We start from the raw sequence: 20,821 nt of genomic DNA on the forward strand, positions 1-20,821 counted from the left end.
ACACCATATGCCGCCTTTGCGCCGGGCCAAGACGCCTTCTTGACTTCCCTGCGCCGAGAGCCGACCCCAGGACCGATGAGCGAGCCTGCCGCCGAACTGTCCACCCGCGCTGTCGTCGCCCGGATCGCACGCGTCTACATGGCGCCGCGCTGGAAGGGCTGGACCGTGGCCATGATCGCCGCGATCGCCGTGGCCTATCTGAGCGCCAGCCTGATCCAGATTCTCGAGCCGGCGATCAACGACCTGTTGGTCAATCACAAGCCCGGGACGCTGCTGGCGGTGCCGCTGACCATCGCCGGGCTGGCCCTCGCCCGCGGCCTCTCACAGGTCATCCAGGCCACCCAGGTCAACCGCATCGGCAACGAGGTGGTGGGCCAGGTCCAGGTACAGCTGTTCGGCAAGCTGGTGCGCGCCGACCTCGCCCGCCTGCGCGCCGGCCACACCGGCTCGTTCGTGTCGTCGGTCCTCTACGACGCCGGCCTGATCCGCGAGGCCGCCACCGCCGGGGTGATCAACTACACCCAGCACCTGCTGACCGTGATCGGGGCGATTATCGTCATGGTCAGCAACGACCCGATGCTGTCGCTGACCCTCGTCGTGGCCGCGCCGCTGTCGACCTGGGTCATGCGCCGGTTCTCCAAACGCACGGTCAAGGCCACCAAGGGGGCCATGGCCGAGACCTCGGCGCTCTCCACCGCGATCATGGAAAGCCTCGACGGCGTGCGGGTGGTGAAGATCGAGAACCGCGAGGCCTATGAGGAAAACCGCGTCGCCGAGGTCGTGAAGCGCCGCCAGAAATTCTTGGTCAAGGGCGCCAACGCGCGCGCCCGCGCCGCCCCGGCCACCGAAACCCTGATGACCCTGATCACCGCCGGGGTGATCGCCTACGCCGGATGGCGCTCGCAGTCGGGCGGCATGAACGTCGGGGCCTTCGTCGCCTTCATCGGCGCCCTGGGCCTGGCCTCGCAGTCGCTGCGCCAACTCGCCAACCTGCAGACGGTCATGGCCGAGGGCCTGTCGGCCGCCCGCCGCCTGTTCGCCGCGCTCGACGTCGAGCCTGAGGTCCGCGAACGGCCCGGCGCCAAGCCGCTGGTCATCACCGACGGCACCGTCGCCTTCGACGACGTCGGCTTCGCCTATAGCGCCGAGGACCGCCCCGCGCTGGAGGGGGTCAGCTTTGAGGTCAAGCGCGGCGAGACGGTCGCCCTGGTTGGCCCCTCGGGCGGCGGCAAGACCACGATTCTCAACCTGATCCCGCGCTTCTACGACGCCAGCAGCGGCAAGGTGACGATCGACGGGATCGACGTACGCGACGTCACCCTGGCCTCGCTGCGCGATCATGTCGCCCTGGTCACCCAGGAACCGTTCCTGTTCGACGAGACCATCCGCGCCAACATCGCCTACGGGCGGCCGGGCGCCACCCAGGAGCAGGTGGTCGAGGCGGCCAAGGCCGCGGCCGCCCACGAGTTCATCGGCGCCCTGCCCGAGGGCTACGACACCCTGGTCGGCGAAGCCGGCGCGCGGCTGTCCGGCGGCCAGCGCCAGCGCATCGCCATCGCCCGCGCCTTCCTCAAGGACGCGCCGATCCTGCTGCTCGACGAGGCCACCAGCGCCCTCGACACCGAGAGCGAGGCCCAGGTCCAGGCGGCGCTGTCGCGACTGATGCACGGGCGCGCCACCATCCTGATCGCTCACCGCCTGTCGACGGTACGCGGCGCCGACCGCATCTATGTCATCGAGAAGGGCAAGGTGGTCGAGTCCGGCGACCACGCGGGCCTGATCAAGAAGCGCGGCCTCTACGCGCGGCTGGCCAAGAGCCAGGATCTCGACATGGAACCCGTGCTTTGAAGAACCTGCTGCGTAACCCCGGCGTCCAGACCTTCCTGAGCTGGCTGCTGTGGCTGCACCTGATCATCACGCTCAAGAGCCGCCGCTGGACGCACGACAACCTAGCCTGCGTGGAGCCGATCCTGCAGGACGGCAAACCGGCCGTGGCGCTGTTCTGGCACGGCAGCATCCCGCTGTGCCTCGGCCTGGCGCCCGTCTGGTGGCGGCGCGACAAGGTCCGCTGCATGGTCTCGCCCTCGGCCGACGGCGAGTTCATCGCCCAGGCCCTGTCTCGGGCCGGCTTCCCGGCCATCCGCACGTCGTCGGCCAAGAAGGGCGACACGAACAAGGCCCGCCAGGCGGTCGCGGCGATCCGCGAGGCCATCAACTGGGTCAACGACGGCGGCGTGCTGATCGTCACCCCGGACGGGCCGCGCGGCCCGGCCGAGGTGATCGCCCCCGGCTCGCTGCAGATCGCCCGCAAGACCGGCGCGCCGATCTATCTGATGGGCCTGGCGGTCTCGCCGGCCATCGTGCTCGACACCTGGGACAAGGTCACCTTCGCCTGGCCGTTCGGCCGCGGGGCTACCGCCTGGGACGGGCCCTACTATGTACCCGCCGACGCCGGCGAGGCCGAGATCGCAGCGCTGATCGAAGATCTGTCGGCCAAGCTCACCGCCACCACGCAGCGCGCCGAAGCCCTGGTCCGCCGACGTTGATCCTTCCGCGCCAGGGTGACACATAGAGCCATGGCGCACGACCACTCAGGCCATCGGCACGACGATCACGACCATGACCATGACCATGATCATGGCGCCCATGGTCATGCGCACGGTCATGCGCACGGTCACGCCCACGGCCATTCCCATGGCCCCGGCGGTCATAGCCATGCCCCCAAGGACTTCGGCCGTGCCTTCGCCGTCGGGGTCGGGCTGAACTTTGCGTTCGTGCTGGCCGAGGCCGGCGTCGGCGTCTGGTCCGGGTCGCTGGCGCTGCTGGCCGACGCCGGGCACAACCTCTCGGACGTTCTGAGCCTGTTGCTGGCCTGGGGTGCGACGATCCTGGCCAAGTCCGCCCCGACCTCGCGCCGCACCTATGGATTGCGCAAGGCCACCATTCTCGCCTCGCTGGCCAATGCTGTGCTGCTGCTGGTCGCGGTCGGGGTCATCGTCTCCGAGGCCGTCCACCGCTTCGCCGAGCCCGCGCCGATCGCCACGTGGCCAGTGATGGTCGTCGCGGCCATCGGGGTGGTGATCAACACGGCCACAGCGCTGATGTTCATGAAGGGGCACGAGGACCTCAACATCCGCGGCGCCTTCCTGCACATGGCCGCCGACGCGGCGGTGTCGCTGGCCGTCGTGATCGGCGCCGGCGCCATCGCGCTGACCGGCCTGTTGTGGATCGACCCGGCGCTCAGCCTGCTGATCGCCGCGGTGATCGTCATCGGCACCTGGGCGCTGCTACGTGACTCGGTCGACCTCGTCCTGGATGCCGCCCCGCGCGGGATGGATGTCGAGGCCGTGCGCGCCTGGCTGCTGACGCGCCCGGGCGTCACCGAGGTCCACGACCTGCATGTCTGGGCGATGAGCACCACCGAGACCGCCATGACCGCTCACGTCACGCGCCCCGAGAACGGCGACGGCGACGACTTTCTGCACGCGGCCTGCGAAGGGCTGGCCAGCAAGTTCGGCATCGGGCATGCGACCCTCCAGGTCGAGACGGGGCACTCGGCGGCCTGCCGGCTCGCCAACGCCCACACGATCTGAGCCCGCCCCTTGCGTCCGCTCCCCCTCGCGCTCTACGCCGCCGCCACCGGGCTGGCCGAACCCCTGGCGCCCGGGCTCCTGCGCCGGCGGGCCGCCCGCGGCAAGGAGGACCCTGCCCGCATCGGCGAACGCCTCGGCCGCGCCGGCGTCGCCCGCCCGCCAGGGCCGCTGATCTGGCTGCATGGGGTCAGCGTCGGTGAAAGTCTCTCACTGCTGCCGCTGGCCCAGGCGCTGGCGCGGCATGGCCTGACGCTCCTGGTCACGTCCGGGACCCGCACCTCGGCCGAACTGCTGGGCAAGCGCCTGCCGCCCGGCGCCATCCACCAGTATGCGCCAGTCGACGCGCCCGGCGCCGTTCGACGCTTTCTCGACCACTGGCGCCCGGACGCCGCCATCCAGGTCGAGAGCGAACTCTGGCCCAACCTGATCCTCGGGGCGAAGGCGCGTGGCGTGAAGCTGGCGCTGATCTCGGCGCGCATGACCCAGGCCAGCGCCGACGGATGGCGCCGCGCGCCCGCGGCGGCGCGGGCGGTGCTGGGCGCCTTCGACCTGATCCTGCCCCAGGACGCCGACACCGAGGCGCGGCTGCGCGCCCTGGGGGCGACGACTGGGCCGCATCTGAACCTCAAGAACATCGGCGCACCGCTGCCCGCAGATCCGGCGGAGCTCGAACGGCTCCGGGCCGCGATCGGCGATCGCCGGGTCATCCTGGCCGCCAGCACACATCCGGGCGAGGACGAGATCATCGCCCGCGCCGCCGCCGGGGCCGGCGCCTTGCTGATCGTCGCCCCGCGCCATCCTGACCGCGGCCAAGCGGTCGCCGCGGTGCTGAGCCAACTGGGCTACTCCACGGCGCGGCGGGCGGCGGGCGAGCCGCTGAGCGCCACGACCACCGCCTATGTGGCCGACACCCTGGGCGAGATGGGCCTGTTCTTCCGCGCCTGCGACGTCGTGGTGATGGGCGGCAGCTTCGTGCCGGGCGTCGGCGGCCACAATCCGCTGGAGCCTGCCCGGCTCGGGGTTCCGATCCTCACCGGTCCGGACGTGTTCAACGCCGCGGCCACCTATGAGGAGATGTTCGACCGCGTCGCCGCCATCCGCTGCGCCGGGGAAGCGGCCCTGGCCCGCGACCTGCGCGGGCTGCTGAACGAGCCGCTCATCGCGCCTCGGATCGGGCGCGCGGCGCTGGCCTACGCCGAACGCCAGGGCGCGGCGCTGGACCAGGCGCTGGCGCTGCTCAGCCCCCTGCTGCCGGCATGAAGCTCTCCACTCCGCGCTGGTGGTACGTCCGCGAGGGCGCGCCCGCCCCGATCACCCGGGCCCTGCTGAAGCCGGTGTCCTGGATCTGGACCGCGGCCACGGCGCGGCGCATGGCGCGCGCCCGGCCGGTCGATCCCGGGGCGCCGGTGATCTGCGTCGGCAACCTGACGGTCGGCGGCTCTGGCAAGACGCCGGTGGTGCGCGAGCTGTTGCGCCGTCTGCCCGGCGCGCACGGCCTGTCGCGCGGCTACGGCGGCTCCGAGCACGGCCCGCTGCGGGTCGATCCGGCCCGCCACACCGCCGCAGAGGTGGGTGACGAGCCGCTGATGCTCGCGGCCGACGCGCCGATCTGGATCGCGCGCGACCGCGCGGCCGGCGCCCTGGCCGCCATCGACACAGGCGCGTCCGCCATCGTCATGGACGACGGCCATCAGAACCCCAGCCTGAAGAAGGCCCTGTCGCTGGTCGTCGTCGACGGCGAGACCCGCAACGGGGTCTGGCCACTGGGCGACGGCTCGGTGTTCCCGGCCGGGCCGCTGCGCGAGCCGCTGGCGGTCGGGCTGGCGCGGGCCGACGCGGTGATCCTGATGTTGCCGGCCGACCTGGAGCGGCCTGACCCCGAGCTGCTGGCGGCGCTCGCCGCCAAGCCGGTGCTGTTCGCGCGCCTTGAACCGGCCGAACCGCCCCCGCCGGGCCCGCAGGTGGGCTTCGCCGGCATCGGCATGCCCTGGAAGGTCGAGCGGGCGCTGAAGGCCGCGGGCTGCGAGCTGGTCGACTTCGTGCCGTTCCCCGACCACTTCGCTTATGACGCCGCCGCCCTGAAGCTGATCGAGGGCCGCGCCGAGATCTTCGACGCCGGCCTGGTGACTACCGAAAAGGACTGGGTCCGGCTGCCGCCTGCCTGGCGCGACCGCGCTCGGGCCTGGCCAGTGCGCGCGGTGTTCGAGGACGAGGCCGCCCTCGAACGCCTGCTGGCCCCCTATCGCTAGAAGATCGGCTGCGCGGGCTCCGGTTGCGCGGGCGCGGCCAGCGACGGCGCAGGCGCGGCCTCAGGCGGCGGCGCGGCCGGGTCGGCCGGCTCCACCGGCATGAGATCGTCGATCGACAGTTCGGGGGCCTCGACCGGCGGCGGTGCGACGGGGGCCAGGCCTATCGGGCGGCCATTGGCGCGCACCACGCCCTTGCTCATCGCGAACCGCGCGAAGTCGCGCCAGATTTCGGCCGGGAGGCCCGCGCCCGCCACGCCGTTCATCGGGCTATTGTCGTCGTTGCCGACCCACACGCCGATGACCAGATCGCCGACGTAACCGAGATAGAGCGCGTCACGATAGTCCTGGGTCGTGCCGGTCTTGCCATAAGCGTAGGGCGAGACGTTGCCGCCGTTGGCGGTGCCGAAAACGACCGCCGCGCGCAACATGTCGCGCAGGCCGTCGCGCTCCTTGGCCGGCAGCTCATGCGGCGCGGGCTTACGGGCCTGGATGACGCCGTAGGGGATCACCGGGTAGCGCCCGCCTGCCACGCCGGCATACGCTGCGGTGAGGTCCAGCAGCGTCGTCGGCGCAGTACCGAGCGCCAGGGTCAGATCCGGCGGAAATTGCGAATGCAGGCCCATGTCTTCGGCGGCCTTGATGATCGCCCCCCGCCCGACCTGCTGGGCCAGGCGCGCGGCAGCCACGTTCGACGAGCCAGCGAAGGCGTTGCGCAAGTGGATTTCGCGATTGGCGTAGTGACCCTCGTGGTTCTTCGGCGACCAGTCGGCGATGGTCACCGGGGCGTCGAGTATCAGGCTGTCCGGGGTCATGCCCTGGCGCAGGGCGGCCTGGTAGACGAACAGCTTGAAGGCCGAGCCCGGCTGGCGCTGGGCGTCGGTGACGCGGTTGAACTGGCTGGTCTTGTAGTCGTCGCCGCCGACCATCACGATCACCCGGCCATCCGGGCGCATGGCGACCAGCGCCGCCTGGCTGGCGTGGAGATAGCCGCCGTGGCGCTTGAGGGCCGTGCGCACGATCTCCTCGGCGCGGTCCTGCAGGATCGAATCCAGCGTGGTCGGGACCATCACCTCGCCATAGGCGGCCTCGAACGCCTCGCGCGCCTGGGACGAGACCCAGTCGGCGAAGTAGGAGCCGACCGGCAGTTTCTCGCGGCCGGAACGGACGCTGGCCGGGCGGACGCCGCGGGCCTGCTGCGGCGTTATGACGCCCTGCTCCTCCATGGCCGCGACCACGATCCGGGCTCGGGCGCGCGCGGCGGCGAGATCCTCTGTCGGCGCCAGGCGCGAGGGCGCCTTGACCATACCGGCCAGCATAGCCGCCTCGCCGATCGAGAGCGTCTCGGGGGTCTTATCGAAGTAGTGTCGAGCTGCGGCCCGCAGGCCGAACACCCCGTCGCCGAAATAGACGGTGGAAAGGTAGCGCGAGAGGATCTCGTCCTTCGACAGCCGCGCCTCGAGATAGAGCGCAATCATCGCTTCCTGGGCCTTGCGGCGCAGGCTGCGCTTGTTGCTGAGGAAGGCGTTCTTCGCCAGCTGCTGGGTGATGGTCGAGCCGCCCTGCTGGACCTCTCCGGCCGAGACGTTGCGCTGCAGAGCGCGGGTCAAGGCCTTCAAATCTATGCCGAAATGGCTGTAGAAGCGCCGATCCTCGATGGCGATGAACGCGCCTGGAACATACTTGGGCAGCTTGGTCGCATCGACCGGCTGCTCCTTGTAGGAGCCGCGGCGAGCGAACGGCTTGCCGTCGGCGGTGACCAGCACCAGCGTCGGATCGGGCAACGGCTCCAACGCCCGCCCGAGCGGCAGCGACCAGACCATGAAGACGATCACGGCGACCATGGCGAGCACCGCGCCGGCGGCGATCTGCCAGGGGCGGCGGCGCCAGATCGGCGGCCGTTCGCGCACGACTTCGGGTGCGCCGGTAAGCTCGGTCATGGGGCTCCGTACTCGGACGTTGGGCGATCGGCCGATCGCCCTCTTCGCACGCTGCGAGAGACCTTGCTAGGCCCCCGCCCGCTGGGCGTACTCCCACGCCGACTTGGCCAGCAACGGCACCCGCTCGGCCATCGCCGCGGCCTGCGGGCTGTTGGCCGTGCCGTCGCGCACACGGCCGACGATGCCCTGACAGATCCCGGCCAGCCGGAACATGTTGTAGGACAAGAACCAGTCGAGATGGTGCAGGCCCGAGCGGCCGGTGCGGGCGCAATAGGCCTCGACCGCCTCCTCGATGGTCGGGATGCCGTGCGCCTTGAGGTCGGGCAGCTGCGAGATCGTGCCGTTGACCCAGTTCATCAAGAGATAGGTGAAGTCGGCCAGCGGTTCGCCGAGGGTGCCGAGCTCCCAGTCGAGCACGGCGATGACGCGCGGCTCGGTCGGGTGGATGACCATGTTGTCGAGGCGGTAGTCGCCATGGACGATCGAGGTGCGCTCCTGCTCGGGCAGGGTCTTGGGCAGCCAGTCGATCAGCCGCTCCATCTCCTCGATGTGGACGGTTTCCGAGGCCTTGTACTGCTTGGTCCAACGGTCGACTTGCCGGCCCATATAGTTGCCGGGCTTGCCGTAGTCGCCGAGGCCGATGGCCTGGTAGTCGGTGTTGTGCAGGTCGGCCAGGGTGTTGATCTTGGCCATGAAGATCGCATGGCGCTCGGCCGGCTCGTACTGCGGCAGCTGCTGGTCCCAGAGGATGCGGCCTTCGACCATGTCCATCACGTAGAACATGGTGCCGATGACCGTCTCGTCGGTGCAGAGGCCGTAGGAGCGCGCGACCGGGAAGCCGGTCGGATAGAGCGCGGTGATCACCTTGTACTCACGGTCGACCGCGTGGGCCGAGGGCAGCAGCTTGCCCGGCGGCTTGCGCCGCATGACGTACTTTTTGGCCGGGGTGATCAGCTGGTAGGTCGGATTCGACTGGCCGCCCTTGAACTGGCGCACTTCCAGCGGACCGGCATAGCCCTCGACATTGGCCTGCATCCAGGCTGCCAACGCTGCCTCATCGAAACGATGGGACTCGGCGACCTCCTTGGTCCCGCTGTTGAGCTGTTCGCGCTGCTGCTCGGCGGTGTCGGACATGGCGGTTCCCTCGGCGGTTCGTACAGTTGTTTGAACCACCATACCGAGGCCACGGCATGGCGAGCAAGCCGTTCCGCGGCGGGAACGTCAGCGGGGCCGCAGCGCCCGCCAGCCGATGTCGGTGCGATGGAAGCCGCCCGGCCAGTCGATCCGCGCGATCGCCGCATAGGCCTTGTCGCGGGCCTCCTGCAGGCTCGCGCCGCGGGCGCAGACATTCAGCACCCGCCCACCCGAGGCGCGCAGGGTCCCGTCGGCGTCGCGCGCGGTGCCGGCGTGGAAGACCACCACATCCGACCCGAAATCCTGCTCGGCCCCGCGGATGATCGATCCGGTCACCGGGCTTTCCGGATAGCCGTCGGCGGCCAGAACGACGCAGATCGCCGCCTCGTCGCGCCAGACCGGCGCCGGCGTCTGGTCCAGCGTGCCGTTGGCGCAAGCCAGCAGGTACGGGACCAGGTCGCTCTCCAGGCGCAGCATCAGCACCTGGCACTCCGGATCGCCGAAGCGGACATTGAACTCGACCAGCTTGGGACCGTCCTTGGTGGCCATCAGCTCGACGAACAGCACGCCCTTGTAGGGCGCGCCCTCCGCGGCGATGCCGGCGAAGGCCGGTTCGGCCAGCCGCAGGCGGGTCTGCTCGATCAGCTCCGGCGTGAAGACCGGCGCCGGCGAGTAGGTGCCCATGCCGCCGGTGTTGGGGCCGACCTCGCCGTCATAGGCGCGCTTGTGGTCCTGGGCCGCGCCGAAGACGATCGAGTGCTTGCCGTCGCAGAGCGCGAACAGCGAACCGATCTCGCCTTCGAGGAACTCCTCGATCACGACGCGGGCGCCGGCGGCGCCGAAACGGCCGCCCAGGGCGTCGTCGATGGCGGCCTCGGCCTCGGCGCGGTCCTGGGCGATGACGACGCCTTTGCCGGCGGCCAGGCCGTCGGCCTTGATCACATAGGGCGGCTTGAAGGCGTCAAGCGCGGCCTTGCCGGCCTCAGCCGTGTCGCAGACCTGGTAGCCGGCGGTCGGCAGGCCGTGACGGTCGGTGAAGGCCTTGGTGAAGGCCTTGGACGATTCAAGACGACCGGCCGCGGCGACCGGTCCGAAGCAGGGAATTCCAGCCTCGTTCAGCGCATCGGCCAGGCCGGCCTCGACGGAGACTTCGGGGCCGATCACCACCAGGTCGGCGACGATTTCCTTGGCCAGGGCGAGCAGGCCAGGGACGTCTGTCGTCTTCAACGGGGCCAATTCGCCCAGGGCCGCCATGCCCGGATTGCCCGGCGCCATGACCAGGCGCTTCACCAGCGGCGAGGCCGCGATCTTCCAGGCCAGCGCGTGTTCGCGCCCGCCCGAGCCGACGAGGAGGATGTTCATGAGCGAGCGTTTGGCGCGCGCGGGCGCAGCGGTCAAGGATGGGCCGCGCCGCGGCCGTCCCCGATCCAGCGCCGCACGGTCGCCCGTGCGCGCTCCGAAGCGCCGGAGGCCGGACGGCTGGGCGGCGCCGTCACCTCGAGCACCACCCCGTCAGGGTCCTGGAAGTAGATCGACTGCTGGGCGCCGTGATCCTCTTCCCAGTAGCGGACGCCGGCCTCCCGCAGGCGCATTCGCCAATCGCCGAGCTCGGCCACGGTGTCGGCTGACATCGCGTAGTGGCGGGCGTCCTTCGGAAGGTCGCGATAGAGCGGGGTCGGCGCCCCCTTCAGCTCCACCAGCACGATCTCGCCGCCGCCCGGCAAGGCGAAGATCATCATCAGCCAGGCGTAGTCGCCCCAGTCGTCGCCCTCATGGGCCTCGACGAGCTCAAGCCCGACGACGTCGCGATAGAAGGCGAGGCTGGCGCCGGCGTCGCGCACGGGAAACACCACATGGTCCAGCTTCAGCATGCCGGCCGTCCTCCGCGGGGAGGCCGCCAACATAGCACACGCGCGGTCTCAGCGCGGCGCCTTCGCGCCTAGCCCCAGATCCGGAAGTGCTTGGAGAGCTTGAGGCCCTGGCGCTGGTAGTGGGAGCCGCCCTCGCCGTAGAGACGGGCAGGTTTCGCGGTCAGCGGCTCATAAACCAGCCGAGCGACGGTCTGGCCGTCCTCAAGCAGGAACGGCGTCTCGTGGCTGCGCACCTCAAGCACGCCCCGCGAGCCGACGCCGCCCGCCTCCTCGGTGCCGAAGCCGGGATCGAAGAAGCCGGCGTAGTGGACGCGGAACTCGCCGACCGAGGGATCGATCGGGGTCATTTCCGCCGCCTCCATGACCGGGATCTCGACGGCCTCCTTGGAGGCCAGGATGTAGAACTCGCCCGGGTCGAGCAGCAGCTCGCCGCGGCGCGGGATCAGCGGCTCCCAGAAGTCCTTGGGGTCGTGGCCATCGACGTGGTCCATATCGACCACCCCGGCATGGCGGCGTGCGCGGAAGCCGGCGACGCCGTCGGAGAGGTCGACCCCGACGCTGCGCACCTGAAGCTTCGGCGGCTCGCCGCGCTTGAGCCGCAGCTGGTTCAGGCGGGTGGAGGTGCGCACCAGGATCGAGAAGGTCTGCGGCGCGATCTCGATGAAGGTGGGCCCGGCGTATCCCTCGGCGACGTCGTCGAAGGCGACGGAATTGTTGGTCAGCAGCCGCACGAACACGTCGACCCGGCCGGTCGAGCTCTTGGGATTGGCGCGGGCCGAGATGCCCTTGGGCAGCGCCAGGCCTTCCTGCAGCTCGGCGATATAGACGCAGCCCCTTTCGAGCACCGCGCCGCGGGTCAAGTCGAGTTCGTGCATCGCCACGTCCTCGAGGCGCTGCGGCACGGTGCGCCCCAGCCCGGGCAGGAACGAGGCGCGCACGCGCCAGGCCCGCGCGCCCAGGCGCAGGTCGAGGCTGGCGGGCTGCACCTGGTCAAGGTCGAACGGGCGGGAGGACGTGATGGCGCCCGCAGCGATCAGCTCGTCGATGGATTGGGAAGGCAGGATACCGGGGGCGTGGCTCATCGCCGCGACACTCGCCGCCCGCCCCGAGTCTGGCAAGGCTGGAGGCCCGCTTCACCTGCAAGCTGCGGCAGATTTTCACTGGTGGCGGAGGCCGGGACCGAGGTTTAGAACGCCCAACCTAAGCTGAAAGGAACCACCATGGCCGAAGACACGCGCGACTGGGAGCTCGAGACCAAGCTGGTGCGCGGCGGCATGGCGCGCACCCCCTACGGAGAGATTTCCGAGGCGCTGTTCCTGACCCAGAGCTTTTCGTACGAGAGCGCCGGCGCCGCCGACAAGCGCTTCTCCGGCGAGGAGCCGGGCTTCGTCTACCAGCGCTTCGGGAACCCGACGACGCAGATGTTCGAAGACCGCCTGGCGCTGCTGGAAGGCGCCGAGGTCTGCCGGGCCACCGCCTCGGGCATGGCGGCGGTGCATGTGGCGCTGCAGGGCCTGGTGCGGGCCGGCGACCACATCGTCGCGGGCCGGGCGCTGTTCGGCTCCTGCCGCTGGATCCTGTCGGAATGGATGCCGCGCTTCGGGGTCGAGGTGACCTATGTCGACGCGACCGACCTCACCGCCTGGAAGAACGCGGTGCGGCCCAACACCAAGGCCTTCCTGGTCGAAAGCCCGGCCAACCCGCTGCTGGAAGTGACCGCCATCGGCGCGGTGGCCGAGATCGCCCATGCCGCCGGCGCCAAGCTGGTGGTCGACAACGTGTTCGCCACGCCGGTCTTCCAGAAGCCGCTGACGCTGGGCGCCGACATCGTCGTCTATTCGGCGACCAAGCACATCGACGGCCAGGGCCGAGTGCTGGGCGGCGCGATCCTCGGCGCCGAGCAGGTGATGACCGAGGCCTACAAGGACATCCTGCGCCACACCGGGCCGGCCCTGTCGCCGTTCAACGCCTGGGTGCTGCTAAAGGGCCTGGAGACTCTGGAGCTGCGCGTCACCCGCCAGGCCCAGAACGCGGCCAAGATCGCCGACGTCATCGCCGCCCATTCGAAGACCAAGACGGTGCTCTATCCCACCCGACCCGATCACCCGCAGGCGGCGCTCGTCGCCAACCAGATGACCGGCGGCGGCAATGTCGTGGCCTTCGACCTGGGCAGCCGCGAAGCGGCCTGGCGGTTCCTGGACACGCTGGAGATCGTCGACATCTCCAACAATCTGGGCGACGCCAAGTCGATGGCGACCCACCCCTGCACCACCACGCACCGCTCGATGCCTGAGGCCGAGCGACTGGAAATCGGCCTGACCGAGGGCTGGGTGCGGATGAGCGTTGGGCTTGAAGGCGCCGGCGACCTGACCCGCGACGTCAGCCGCGCGCTGGACGCGGCGTAGCGTCCAACCAGGCCAGGATCTCGGGGTTCAGCTCGCCAGGATAGGTGTGGGCAAGGTCGTCGATCTCCCGATAGACGACCTCCGCGCCCGCCGCCTCAAGCGCGCCCACCGCCTGGAACGCCATGTCGACCGGGAACATCCAGTCGAGCGCCCCATGGGCCACATGGATCGGCAGGCCGCGTAGGCGCTCCGGCTCGGCCGTCTGCGCCAACATCGGGTGGAAGGCGGCCGCCACCGGCGCCAGATGCGTGAACGGCGAGGCCGGCTCCAGGCCGCTCACATAGCTGAAGGTTCCGCCGTCGCTCATGCCAGTGAGCAGCAGGCGCTGGCGGTCCAGGGTCCAGCGCGCGCCGACCTCGGAGAGGACGTGCGCCAAATTCGGTGTGTCGAGATCCGGCCCGGTCAGCGCCCAGGTCTGGCCGATCGCGGTCGGGGCGACCACGATCGCGCCGTGGCTGCGGGCGGCGCGCAGCCAGCTCCACAGGAACGCCCGGCCGTTCCCCGAACCCCCGTGCAGGGCGACGACCAGCGGCCAGGCGCGGTCCGGGGAATAGTACTCCGGCACATAGACCGAGAACGCGCCGTGCGCGCCCGGTTCGCCGCCGCCGTGCATGACGCCGGTGTGCGGAGCCGGAGCGTTGAAGCGCGCCTGCAGTTCTGCATCGCCGCGAACGGCGGGTTCCAGGAAGAAGCGGCTCACCGGCGGCAGCAGGCCGGCCAGGGGATAGAGCGCTTCCAGCGCCCGCGGCCCATGACGCAGCGCCTTGAACGACTGCATCATGTCGCCGGCCGCCACGCCCGCGCGCAGGCCTTCGAAGGCCGATATGACCGCCTGGCCGGCCGCTTCCAACGGGCCCCGCAGCGCCGCGACCGGTCCTTGCCAGCCGCTCGCCTGTTGGAGGTGTTCGCTCAAGGCGGCCTCGGGCGCGCCGACGGCGGCCAGCAACTCCGGCAGGTCCGGCGGGTTCAGCCGCCGGCCGATCAAGGCGAGCGCCTCCATGGCGCCCAGAAGCGCGCCGGTCAGGGCGGCGAGTTCGTCAAATTCGCGGTCAGCGTCGTCCATGCCGCCATAGTCGCGTCAGCGGGCGGGGGAGACCAGCCCGCAAAGGCTGTCATCCCGGTTTCGGCGCAGCCGAAGCCCGGGCCCCATTCGCGCCAAGCGGGGAGACTCGAGCTGGAGACTGTTAGCTCCGGTGTTCATGGGGCCCGGCCTTGCTTCGCAAGCCGGGATGACAGCCATGAACTCGGGACGACAGCTATGAGCTAAGCGCCGCCGGGTCGATGGCGTAGACCGTCGAGCAGTATTCGCAGGTCACCCGGATCTGGCCGTCGTCCTCGACCATGTCGGCGCGCTCGTCCTCGCCGAAGGATTTCAGGACGGTCTCGATGCGATCCTGCGAGCAGCGGCAGAAGGCCTGCAGCGGCTTGGGCTCGAAGACCCGCACGCCGTCCTCGTGGAACAGGCGGAACAGCAGCGTCTCGGCCGAGATCGTCGGGTCGAGCAGTTCGTCTTCGCCGATGGTCTCGAAGAACGCCTGGGTGCGCACCCAGGCCTCGGTGGTCGAACCCCGGGCATCGTCCTCGGCGATGTTCTGGATCAGCATGCCGCCGGCGCGCCAGTGCGGCCCCTGGCCGACATCGGCCTGGCCGACGGCCAGGCGCACGCGGGTCGGGGTTTGCTCCGACTGGGCGAAATACTGCTCAGCGCAGAGGGCCAGGGTCTCGCCCTCGATGGCGGTGACGCCCTGGTAGCGGTCCATGTCCGGGCCTTGGTCGACGGTCATGATGAACACGCCGCCGCCCAGCAGGCTCTTGGCGCCCGGTCGCGCGAAGCCGGTGCTGAGCTTGGCGACCTCGTCCGCGTCGAACCGGCAATAGCCGCGCAGGGCGCCGCTGGTGTCGTAGTCGACCACGACATAGCGCACCGGGCCGTCGCCCTGGGCCTGGACGATCAGCCGGCCGTCGAACTTCAGGCTGGAACCGACCAGGGCGGCGAGCGCGCAGGCCTCGCCCAACAGGTTGGCGACCGGTTCGGGATAGGCGTGGCCGGACAGGATCTCGTGCACCGCCGGGCCCAGGCGGACCAGGCGGCCGCGCACGGCCTCGCCCTCGATCTGGAAGGGGGCGACGATGTCGTCGGGGATGGCGTTCATGACGGTGTCGGACATGGTGGCGGCATATAGGGGGGCGAGGCCGAAGTTGCGAGCTTTAGCGGTCGCCTCCCCTTGTCGCGTTCAGATCGCCCCGAAGCACCAGGCGAGGATCGACTTCTGGGCGTGGATGCGGTTCTCGGCCTCGTCCCAGATCAGCGACTGCGGGCCGTCGATGACGTCGTCGGTGACTTCCTCGCCGCGGTGCGCCGGCAGGCAGTGCAGGAAGACGCCGTCCTTGGCGGCCAGCGACATCAGATCACGGTCGACCTGATAGGGCTCCAGGGCCTCCATGCGCTCGTCATGGTCGGTGTCGCCCATCGAGACCCAGGTGTCGGTGATCACGCAGTCGGCGCCGCGCACGGCCTCGCGCGGGTCGTCGGTGGTGAACACTTGGCCCTGCAGATCGGCGGCGCGGGCCAGGTCCATCAGGTCCGGGTGGTAGAGCGCCGGACTGGCGATGTTCAGCTTGAAGCCGAGCTTGGGCGCGGCGTGGATGAAGCTGGAGCAGACGTTGTTGCCGTCGCCGACCCAGGCCAGGGTCTTGCCGGCCACAGGGCCGCGATGTTCCTCGAAGGTCATCAGGTCGGCGATGATCTGGCAGGGGTGGCCCTTGTCCGACAGGCCGTTGATGACCGGCACGGTGGACGCGTAGGCCAGCCGCTCGACGTCCTCGTGGCTGTTGGCGCGCAGCATGACGGCGTCGACCATGCGCGAGAGCACCTTGGCGGTGTCCTCGATGGTCTCGCCGCGGCCGAGCTGCATGTCGTTGGCGGTCGAGATGATGACGTCGCCGCCCAGCTGGCGCATGGCCGCATCGAACGAGAAGCGCGTGCGGGTGGAGTTCTTCTGGAAGATCATCGCGAGGGTCCGCTCGCGGGCCGGCGCGTCGCCGTCCACGCGGCCCTGCGGCCAGCCGCGGCGGGCGGCCTTGCGCGCCTTGGCGTCGTCAAGGATGGCGCGCAGGTCGGAAGCTTCGATCTTCCAGAGGTCGACAAAGTGTCTGACGGGTTGGGTCATGGTGAGGTCCTAAACCCGCTCATCCCCGCGAAAGCGGGAACCCAAGCTGCAATGCCGATGCGATGCGCTTGGGAGTCGGCTTGGGTTCCCGCCTTCGCGGGAATGAGCGGCGGAATTGGGATCAGGCGGCGGCTTTGGCCTTGGCGCGGGCGGCTTCGCAGGCGCGTTCCAGCTTTTCGACCGCCTCGCGGGCCTCCTCGAGCGTGAGGGTCAGCGGCGGCAGCAGGCGCACGCAGTTGTCGCCGCCGCCGGCGATCAGCAGGTGCGCGTCGCGGGCGTGCTGCATGAACTCACGGTTGTTGGTGGCGAGCTTCAGGCCGATCAGCAGGCCCTTGCCGCGGATATCGAGCACGACGTCCGGGTAGCGGTCCTTGAGGCCGTTGAACTGCTGGGTGAAGTAGCCGGCCAGTTCGCGGACGTGGTCCATCAGTTCGGGCTTGGCGAGCTCCTCCATCGAGGCGAGCGCCACGGCCATGGCCAGCGGGTTGCCGCCGTAGGTCGAGCCGTGCGAACCGACGGTCATGCCGGCGCCCGCCGCCGCGCTGGTGACGCAGGCGCCGACCGGGAAGCCGCCGCCGAGGGCCTTGGCCAGGGCCACGATGTCCGGCTTCACGCCGGCCGCCCATTCCCAGGCGAACAGCTTGCCGGTGCGGCCGAGGCCGCACTGAATCTCGTCGAGGATCAGCAGCGTGCCGGTCTCGTCGCAGAGCTGGCGCATCGCCTGGAGCTGCTGGTCGGTCAGGGCGCGGGCGCCGCCCTCGCCTTGCACCGGCTCGACGATGATCGCCGCGGTGGTCGGGCCGACGGCGGCCTTCAGGGCCTCCATGTCGCCGAACGGCAGCTGGACGAAGCCGGGCATGCGCGGGCCGAAGCCTTCAAGATAGGCCGCGTTGCCCGAGGCGTTGACCGCCGCCAAGGTGCGACCGTGGAACGAGCCGTCGAAGCCGATGATGTCGATCCGCTCGGGCTGGCCCTTGGCCCAGTGATACTTGCGCGCGGTCTTGATCGCGCACTCGATCGCCTCTGCGCCGGAGTTGGTGAAGAACACCTCGTCCAGGCCGGTGGCGTCGGTCAGCACCTTGGCCAGCTTTTCCTGCCCCGGGATCTTGAAGACGTTGGACACGTGCCAGAGCTTCTCGGCCTGGTCCTTCACGGCCTGCACCAGCTTGGGGTGCGAGTGGCCGAGCGCGTTCACCGCGATGCCGGCCATGCAGTCGAGATAGGCCTCCCCGTCCGTGGTGAACAGGCGCGCGCCCTCGCCTCGTTCGAACGCCAGCGGGGCGCGGTTATAGACGCCCATGATGTGGTCGCTGGGAACGGTCGCGGCTTGCTGCGCGGTCTTTTCAGTCACGGGGATTGCCCTCCGAAAACATAAGCGTCCCCGCGGCATTGGCGGCGGGGACTGGAAGGCTTGGCGTTTTCCGCTGGGAACGACGGTCTGTCAATGACCGCTTCTGTGAAGCTTCGTGGACCACTTGGCCGCAGGGGTCCATGTTTGGCCACGTTTATCCCCGAGGAGGCCCCGAATGAAGCCAATCTTTGCTCTCGCTCCGCTCGCCGCCCTGACCATCGCCGGATGCGCATCCATGGAACCCCCGCCCGCCGCCAAGGCCCAGGTCACCGGCTCGGTGCTGTATCGCGAACGGATCATGCTGCCGCCGACCGCGACCGTCACGGTGACGCTGGCCGACACCTCGCTGATGGACGCCCCCGCCAAGGTGATCGACACCCAGGTCCTGACCGGGGGCTCGCCGCCCTACAAGTTCACGCTGAACTACGACCCCGCAAAGATCGACCCGCGCCACACCTATTCGGTGTCGGCCCGCATCGAGGTCGACGGCAAGCTGCGGTTCATCACCGACACCCACACCCCGGTGATCACCCGCGGCGCGCCGACCCATGTCGAGATGATCGCCGTGGGGACGCCGCAGAACTAGGACGCCGGCGGCGGGCCGGCGAACATCGCGCGGGCCACCTGCGGATTGTAGAAGGCGAGATAGCGCGCCGTCCCCTCGGGCGGCAGCACCTCGACGAGCACGCGGTTGTCGACCCAGAGCTCGACCAGATCGAACACCCCGCCGCGGTCGCAATGCACCGCCCGCCAGCCCGCCGCGCGGCCCAGCTCCATAACCTCGTCGACGGTCAGCGCCGTCGTCAGCGCGACGTGCAGGCCGCTGGCCGCACGGTCGTCGCCGTCCTGGCGGATCTGGGTTTCCCAGGGCATGGGCTCGGGACCTTTCGGCGGACGGGCGGGATCGCGATCGCCCGCGCCCTGATGATGGGCGGTGGCGGCGGGCACCACCTCGACCCCGACCCCGGAGCCGTCGCGCGCGATGGCCACCCATGACCCGGGAACCACAGGAAACGGCATGACCTCGCCGTCGATGATCTTGCCGAAAAGTTCGGCCGTCGCGCGGGTGTCGCGGGCCGGAAGGGAGAAATGCGCAATCATGGCTTGCTCCGGGTTGCCCCGCGCTCGGCGGGTTCGATAGGCGCCGCGCCGCGGCGGCGAAGATCGTCCAACAAAGTCTGCACGGCCCAGGTCGCCGCATCTGCGGCCCGCTCGCCGGTGACGCCCCACTGCTCGCGCAGCGAAACCCACCCATAGGCGGAGTAGATCAGCTGCAGCATGGCCGCGGCCTTCTCCTGCTCGCCGGCCGGCAGGTCCGGCGCGGCCTCGACAACCGCCGACAGGAAGGCCGCACGGCGCGGTTCGTTCAGACTCTCGCGCATCTCCCGGCCCTGCTGGCTGGTGAGCGAAGCCACGATGTGCGCCGGCGCGGCGTCGAAGGTCGCGTAGAGCGCGGGCAGCTTGGCGATGATGTCGTCGGCGCTCTCGGGCATGCCGACGGTCACGCCGTTGCGACGGTTCAGCCACTCCCAAAGCCCGCGCAGCAGCACGTCGCGGCTGGGGAAGTGGCGGTAGACGGTGACCTCGGTGACGCCCGCCGCGGCGGCGACGGCGCGATTGGTCACCTGCTCGATGCGCCCCTCGGTCAGCAACAGGTCGGCCATCGCCGCCAGGATCCGCTCCCGGGTCGCCCCGGCCTGCTCCTGGCGCAGGCGGGAATTGTATGTGCGCACGTCAGACATGATGTAAGTCGATATAACATCAATATGGAGCAGGCAACATGAAAAAGCCCTCCCGGCCGGGAGGGCTTTGTTGGAACGGCGATGCTGACCGGTTCAGGTCTTCAGCTTGTAGCCGGTCTCGAACATCCAGAGGCACAGACAGGCGAAGGCCAGCACCAGGCCTGCGGTCATGCCGACGCCGGCGATCAGCGAGCCTTCCGCATGGCCGATGAAGCCGTAGCGGAATCCGTCGATCAGATAGAAGAACGGGTTGTAGTGGCTGGCCGTGCGGAACGGCTCGGGCAGCCGGTCGACCAGATAGAAGGTCCCCGACAGGAAGGTCAGGGGCATGATGATGAAGTTGGTGACCACCGCCATGTGGTCGAACTTCTCGGCCCACAGCCCGGCCATGATGCCCAGCATGCCCAGGATCAGCGCCGCGCTGATCCCGAAATAGAGCACCGCCCAGACATGGGTGATCGGCAGGGCGGCGAACGGCAGGATCGCCGCAAAGGTCACCGCCCCGACCACGACCCCGCGGGTCGCCGCCCCCAGCGCGAAGGCCAGCACCTGCTCGACCGGGGTCAGCGGCGGAGTCATGAAGTCGCCGACCAGCCCATTGAACTTGGCCTGCAGCAGCGACGACGAGGAGTTGGCGAAGGCATTGTTCAGGATCTGCATCATGATCAGGCCCGGAGCCACGAACACCGCGAACGGCGTGCCGTGGATCGGCGGAGCCGCACCCTGCACGGCGACCACGAACACCATCATGTAGAGCAGCGCCGTCACCACCGGCGCGGCCAGGGTCTGCATGCCGACCTTCCAGAACCGGCGCACCTCACGGGCGTAGAGGGTTCCGAACCCGGCCCAGTTGAACCCGTGGTAGTCGCGGGGCTGCGGCGGGATGACGGCGTCGGCGGCGGGCATGTCCTTCATGGCTCAGGATGTGCGCCCGCTTTGGCCGGATCGCAAGCACCCGTCACGGCGCCGCTTAAAACGCGAACCCTGTGGACAGAATCAATATCTAGTTTCTGTGGACGAAGCTAAGGGCGCCTATTGTGGCCATTAATGGATGGGTTACGATATCTAGTAGTTGATGGCGGTCAGATTTCGGACTGCCACAAGATGTAGATCCCAGCCACCCGCGGGGGCGGCGCTGGGGGCGTACAACCGGGTGGAGCCAGACATGGGTTGGACTGACGAACGCGTCGAGAGTCTGAAGAAGCTCTGGCAGGACGGCCTCTCGGCCAGCCAGATCGCCAAACAATTGGGCGGGGTGACCCGCAACGCCGTCATCGGCAAGGTCCACCGCCTGGGCCTGTCGGGACGCGCCGCGCCGTCGAAGCCGGCGCGCCCGGCCTTCAAGGCGCCGCGTCCGGCCCGTCCGGCC

At 69.7% G+C, this 20,821-nt stretch carries 20 protein-coding genes; 8 read left to right on the top strand and 12 right to left on the bottom strand.

What is annotated here, in order from left to right:
- Positions 1 to 75: 75 nt before the first annotated feature.
- The 5 genes from OUA97_RS14695 to lpxK are packed head-to-tail and all read left to right on the top strand — an operon-like array spanning position 76 to position 5,842.
- Positions 76 to 1,848, top strand: coding sequence for an ABC transporter ATP-binding protein (locus OUA97_RS14695; protein WP_267232715.1), 1,773 nt, complete (start codon positions 76 to 78; stop codon positions 1,846 to 1,848).
- Entirely contained in the window at positions 1,845 to 2,546 is a 702-nt protein-coding gene (locus tag OUA97_RS14700) for a lysophospholipid acyltransferase family protein (protein WP_267232717.1), read from the top strand. The genes OUA97_RS14695 and OUA97_RS14700 overlap by 4 nt, the downstream gene beginning before the upstream one ends.
- Before the next feature lie 30 nt (positions 2,547 to 2,576).
- Positions 2,577 to 3,593: a cation diffusion facilitator family transporter gene (locus tag OUA97_RS14705; RefSeq protein WP_267232718.1), complete on the top strand. Its 1,017-nt coding sequence runs from the start codon at positions 2,577 to 2,579 to the stop codon at positions 3,591 to 3,593.
- A 9-nt stretch (positions 3,594 to 3,602) separates the two neighbouring features.
- Positions 3,603 to 4,853, top strand: a complete 1,251-nt coding sequence (locus OUA97_RS14710; protein ID WP_267232720.1) for a 3-deoxy-D-manno-octulosonic acid transferase — start codon at positions 3,603 to 3,605, stop codon at positions 4,851 to 4,853.
- Entirely contained in the window at positions 4,850 to 5,842 is a 993-nt protein-coding gene (lpxK, locus tag OUA97_RS14715; protein WP_267232722.1) for a tetraacyldisaccharide 4'-kinase, read from the top strand. Before OUA97_RS14710 ends, lpxK begins: the two co-directional genes overlap by 4 nt.
- On the opposite strand, the gene OUA97_RS14720 is transcribed toward lpxK, so the two are convergent.
- The 5 genes from OUA97_RS14720 to OUA97_RS14740 all read right to left on the bottom strand — a co-directional run bounded on the left by OUA97_RS14720 (position 5,839) and on the right by OUA97_RS14740 (position 11,866).
- Positions 5,839 to 7,779 carry a transglycosylase domain-containing protein gene (locus OUA97_RS14720; RefSeq protein ID WP_267232724.1) on the bottom strand — a complete coding sequence of 647 codons (1,941 nt, stop codon included), beginning with the start codon at positions 7,777 to 7,779 and terminating at the stop codon, positions 5,839 to 5,841. The genes lpxK and OUA97_RS14720 overlap by 4 nt on opposite strands.
- A 66-nt stretch (positions 7,780 to 7,845) precedes the next feature.
- Positions 7,846 to 8,913 carry a phosphotransferase family protein gene (locus tag OUA97_RS14725; RefSeq protein WP_267232726.1) on the bottom strand — a complete coding sequence of 356 codons (1,068 nt, stop codon included), beginning with the start codon at positions 8,911 to 8,913 and terminating at the stop codon, positions 7,846 to 7,848.
- Between the two features lie 87 nt (positions 8,914 to 9,000).
- Positions 9,001 to 10,275, bottom strand: coding sequence for a phosphoribosylamine--glycine ligase (purD, locus tag OUA97_RS14730; RefSeq protein ID WP_267232728.1), 1,275 nt, complete (start codon positions 10,273 to 10,275; stop codon positions 9,001 to 9,003).
- A 32-nt stretch (positions 10,276 to 10,307) separates the two neighbouring features.
- Positions 10,308 to 10,784, bottom strand: a complete 477-nt coding sequence (locus OUA97_RS14735) for a VOC family protein (RefSeq protein ID WP_267232729.1) — start codon at positions 10,782 to 10,784, stop codon at positions 10,308 to 10,310.
- A 68-nt stretch (positions 10,785 to 10,852) separates the two neighbouring features.
- Positions 10,853 to 11,866 carry a 2'-deoxycytidine 5'-triphosphate deaminase gene (locus OUA97_RS14740; RefSeq protein ID WP_267232730.1) on the bottom strand — a complete coding sequence of 338 codons (1,014 nt, stop codon included), beginning with the start codon at positions 11,864 to 11,866 and terminating at the stop codon, positions 10,853 to 10,855.
- Positions 11,867 to 12,004: 138 nt separating this feature from the next.
- Between OUA97_RS14740 and metZ the strand changes: the two genes are divergently transcribed.
- The gene (metZ, locus tag OUA97_RS14745) at positions 12,005 to 13,189 is read left to right on the top strand and encodes an O-succinylhomoserine sulfhydrylase (protein WP_267232731.1); all 1,185 of its coding nucleotides are present in this window, start codon (positions 12,005 to 12,007) and stop codon (positions 13,187 to 13,189) included.
- Here the strand turns inward: metZ and OUA97_RS14750 are convergent.
- The 4 genes from OUA97_RS14750 to OUA97_RS14765 form a co-directional block, all read right to left on the bottom strand.
- Entirely contained in the window at positions 13,164 to 14,252 is a 1,089-nt protein-coding gene (locus OUA97_RS14750) for a hypothetical protein (RefSeq protein ID WP_267232732.1), read from the bottom strand. The two genes, metZ and OUA97_RS14750, sit on opposite strands and share 26 nt — an antisense overlap.
- Positions 14,253 to 14,445: 193 nt before the next feature.
- Positions 14,446 to 15,357 carry an Hsp33 family molecular chaperone gene (locus OUA97_RS14755; RefSeq protein ID WP_267232733.1) on the bottom strand — a complete coding sequence of 304 codons (912 nt, stop codon included), beginning with the start codon at positions 15,355 to 15,357 and terminating at the stop codon, positions 14,446 to 14,448.
- A gap of 66 nt (positions 15,358 to 15,423) precedes the next feature.
- Positions 15,424 to 16,359, bottom strand: coding sequence for an ornithine carbamoyltransferase (argF, locus tag OUA97_RS14760; RefSeq protein ID WP_267232734.1), 936 nt, complete (start codon positions 16,357 to 16,359; stop codon positions 15,424 to 15,426).
- A 121-nt stretch (positions 16,360 to 16,480) separates the two neighbouring features.
- Positions 16,481 to 17,659: an aspartate aminotransferase family protein gene (locus tag OUA97_RS14765; protein WP_267232739.1), complete on the bottom strand. Its 1,179-nt coding sequence runs from the start codon at positions 17,657 to 17,659 to the stop codon at positions 16,481 to 16,483.
- A 226-nt stretch (positions 17,660 to 17,885) separates the two neighbouring features.
- Between OUA97_RS14765 and OUA97_RS14770 the strand changes: the two genes are divergently transcribed.
- Entirely contained in the window at positions 17,886 to 18,296 is a 411-nt protein-coding gene (locus OUA97_RS14770) for a YbaY family lipoprotein (protein WP_267232735.1), read from the top strand.
- Here OUA97_RS14770 and OUA97_RS14775 read toward each other — a convergent pair.
- From OUA97_RS14775 to OUA97_RS14785, 3 genes are all read right to left on the bottom strand, one after another.
- On the bottom strand, positions 18,293 to 18,811 hold the full coding sequence (locus tag OUA97_RS14775) for a hypothetical protein (protein WP_267232736.1): 519 nt from the start codon (positions 18,809 to 18,811) through the stop codon (positions 18,293 to 18,295). The genes OUA97_RS14770 and OUA97_RS14775 overlap by 4 nt on opposite strands.
- Entirely contained in the window at positions 18,808 to 19,452 is a 645-nt protein-coding gene (locus tag OUA97_RS14780; protein WP_267232737.1) for a TetR/AcrR family transcriptional regulator, read from the bottom strand. Before OUA97_RS14780 ends, OUA97_RS14775 begins: the two co-directional genes overlap by 4 nt.
- Positions 19,453 to 19,545: 93 nt before the next feature.
- Positions 19,546 to 20,367, bottom strand: coding sequence for an ABC transporter permease (locus tag OUA97_RS14785; protein WP_267232738.1), 822 nt, complete (start codon positions 20,365 to 20,367; stop codon positions 19,546 to 19,548).
- Between the two features lie 250 nt (positions 20,368 to 20,617).
- On the opposite strand from OUA97_RS14785, the gene OUA97_RS14790 reads away from it, so the two are divergent.
- On the top strand, positions 20,618 to 20,821 hold a 204-nt coding region (locus OUA97_RS14790; RefSeq protein WP_323690853.1), incomplete at its 3' end, for a GcrA family cell cycle regulator.

It is taken from the genome of Phenylobacterium sp. 58.2.17 (assembly GCF_026411515.1).
Lineage (GTDB): Bacteria > Pseudomonadota > Alphaproteobacteria > Caulobacterales > Caulobacteraceae > Phenylobacterium.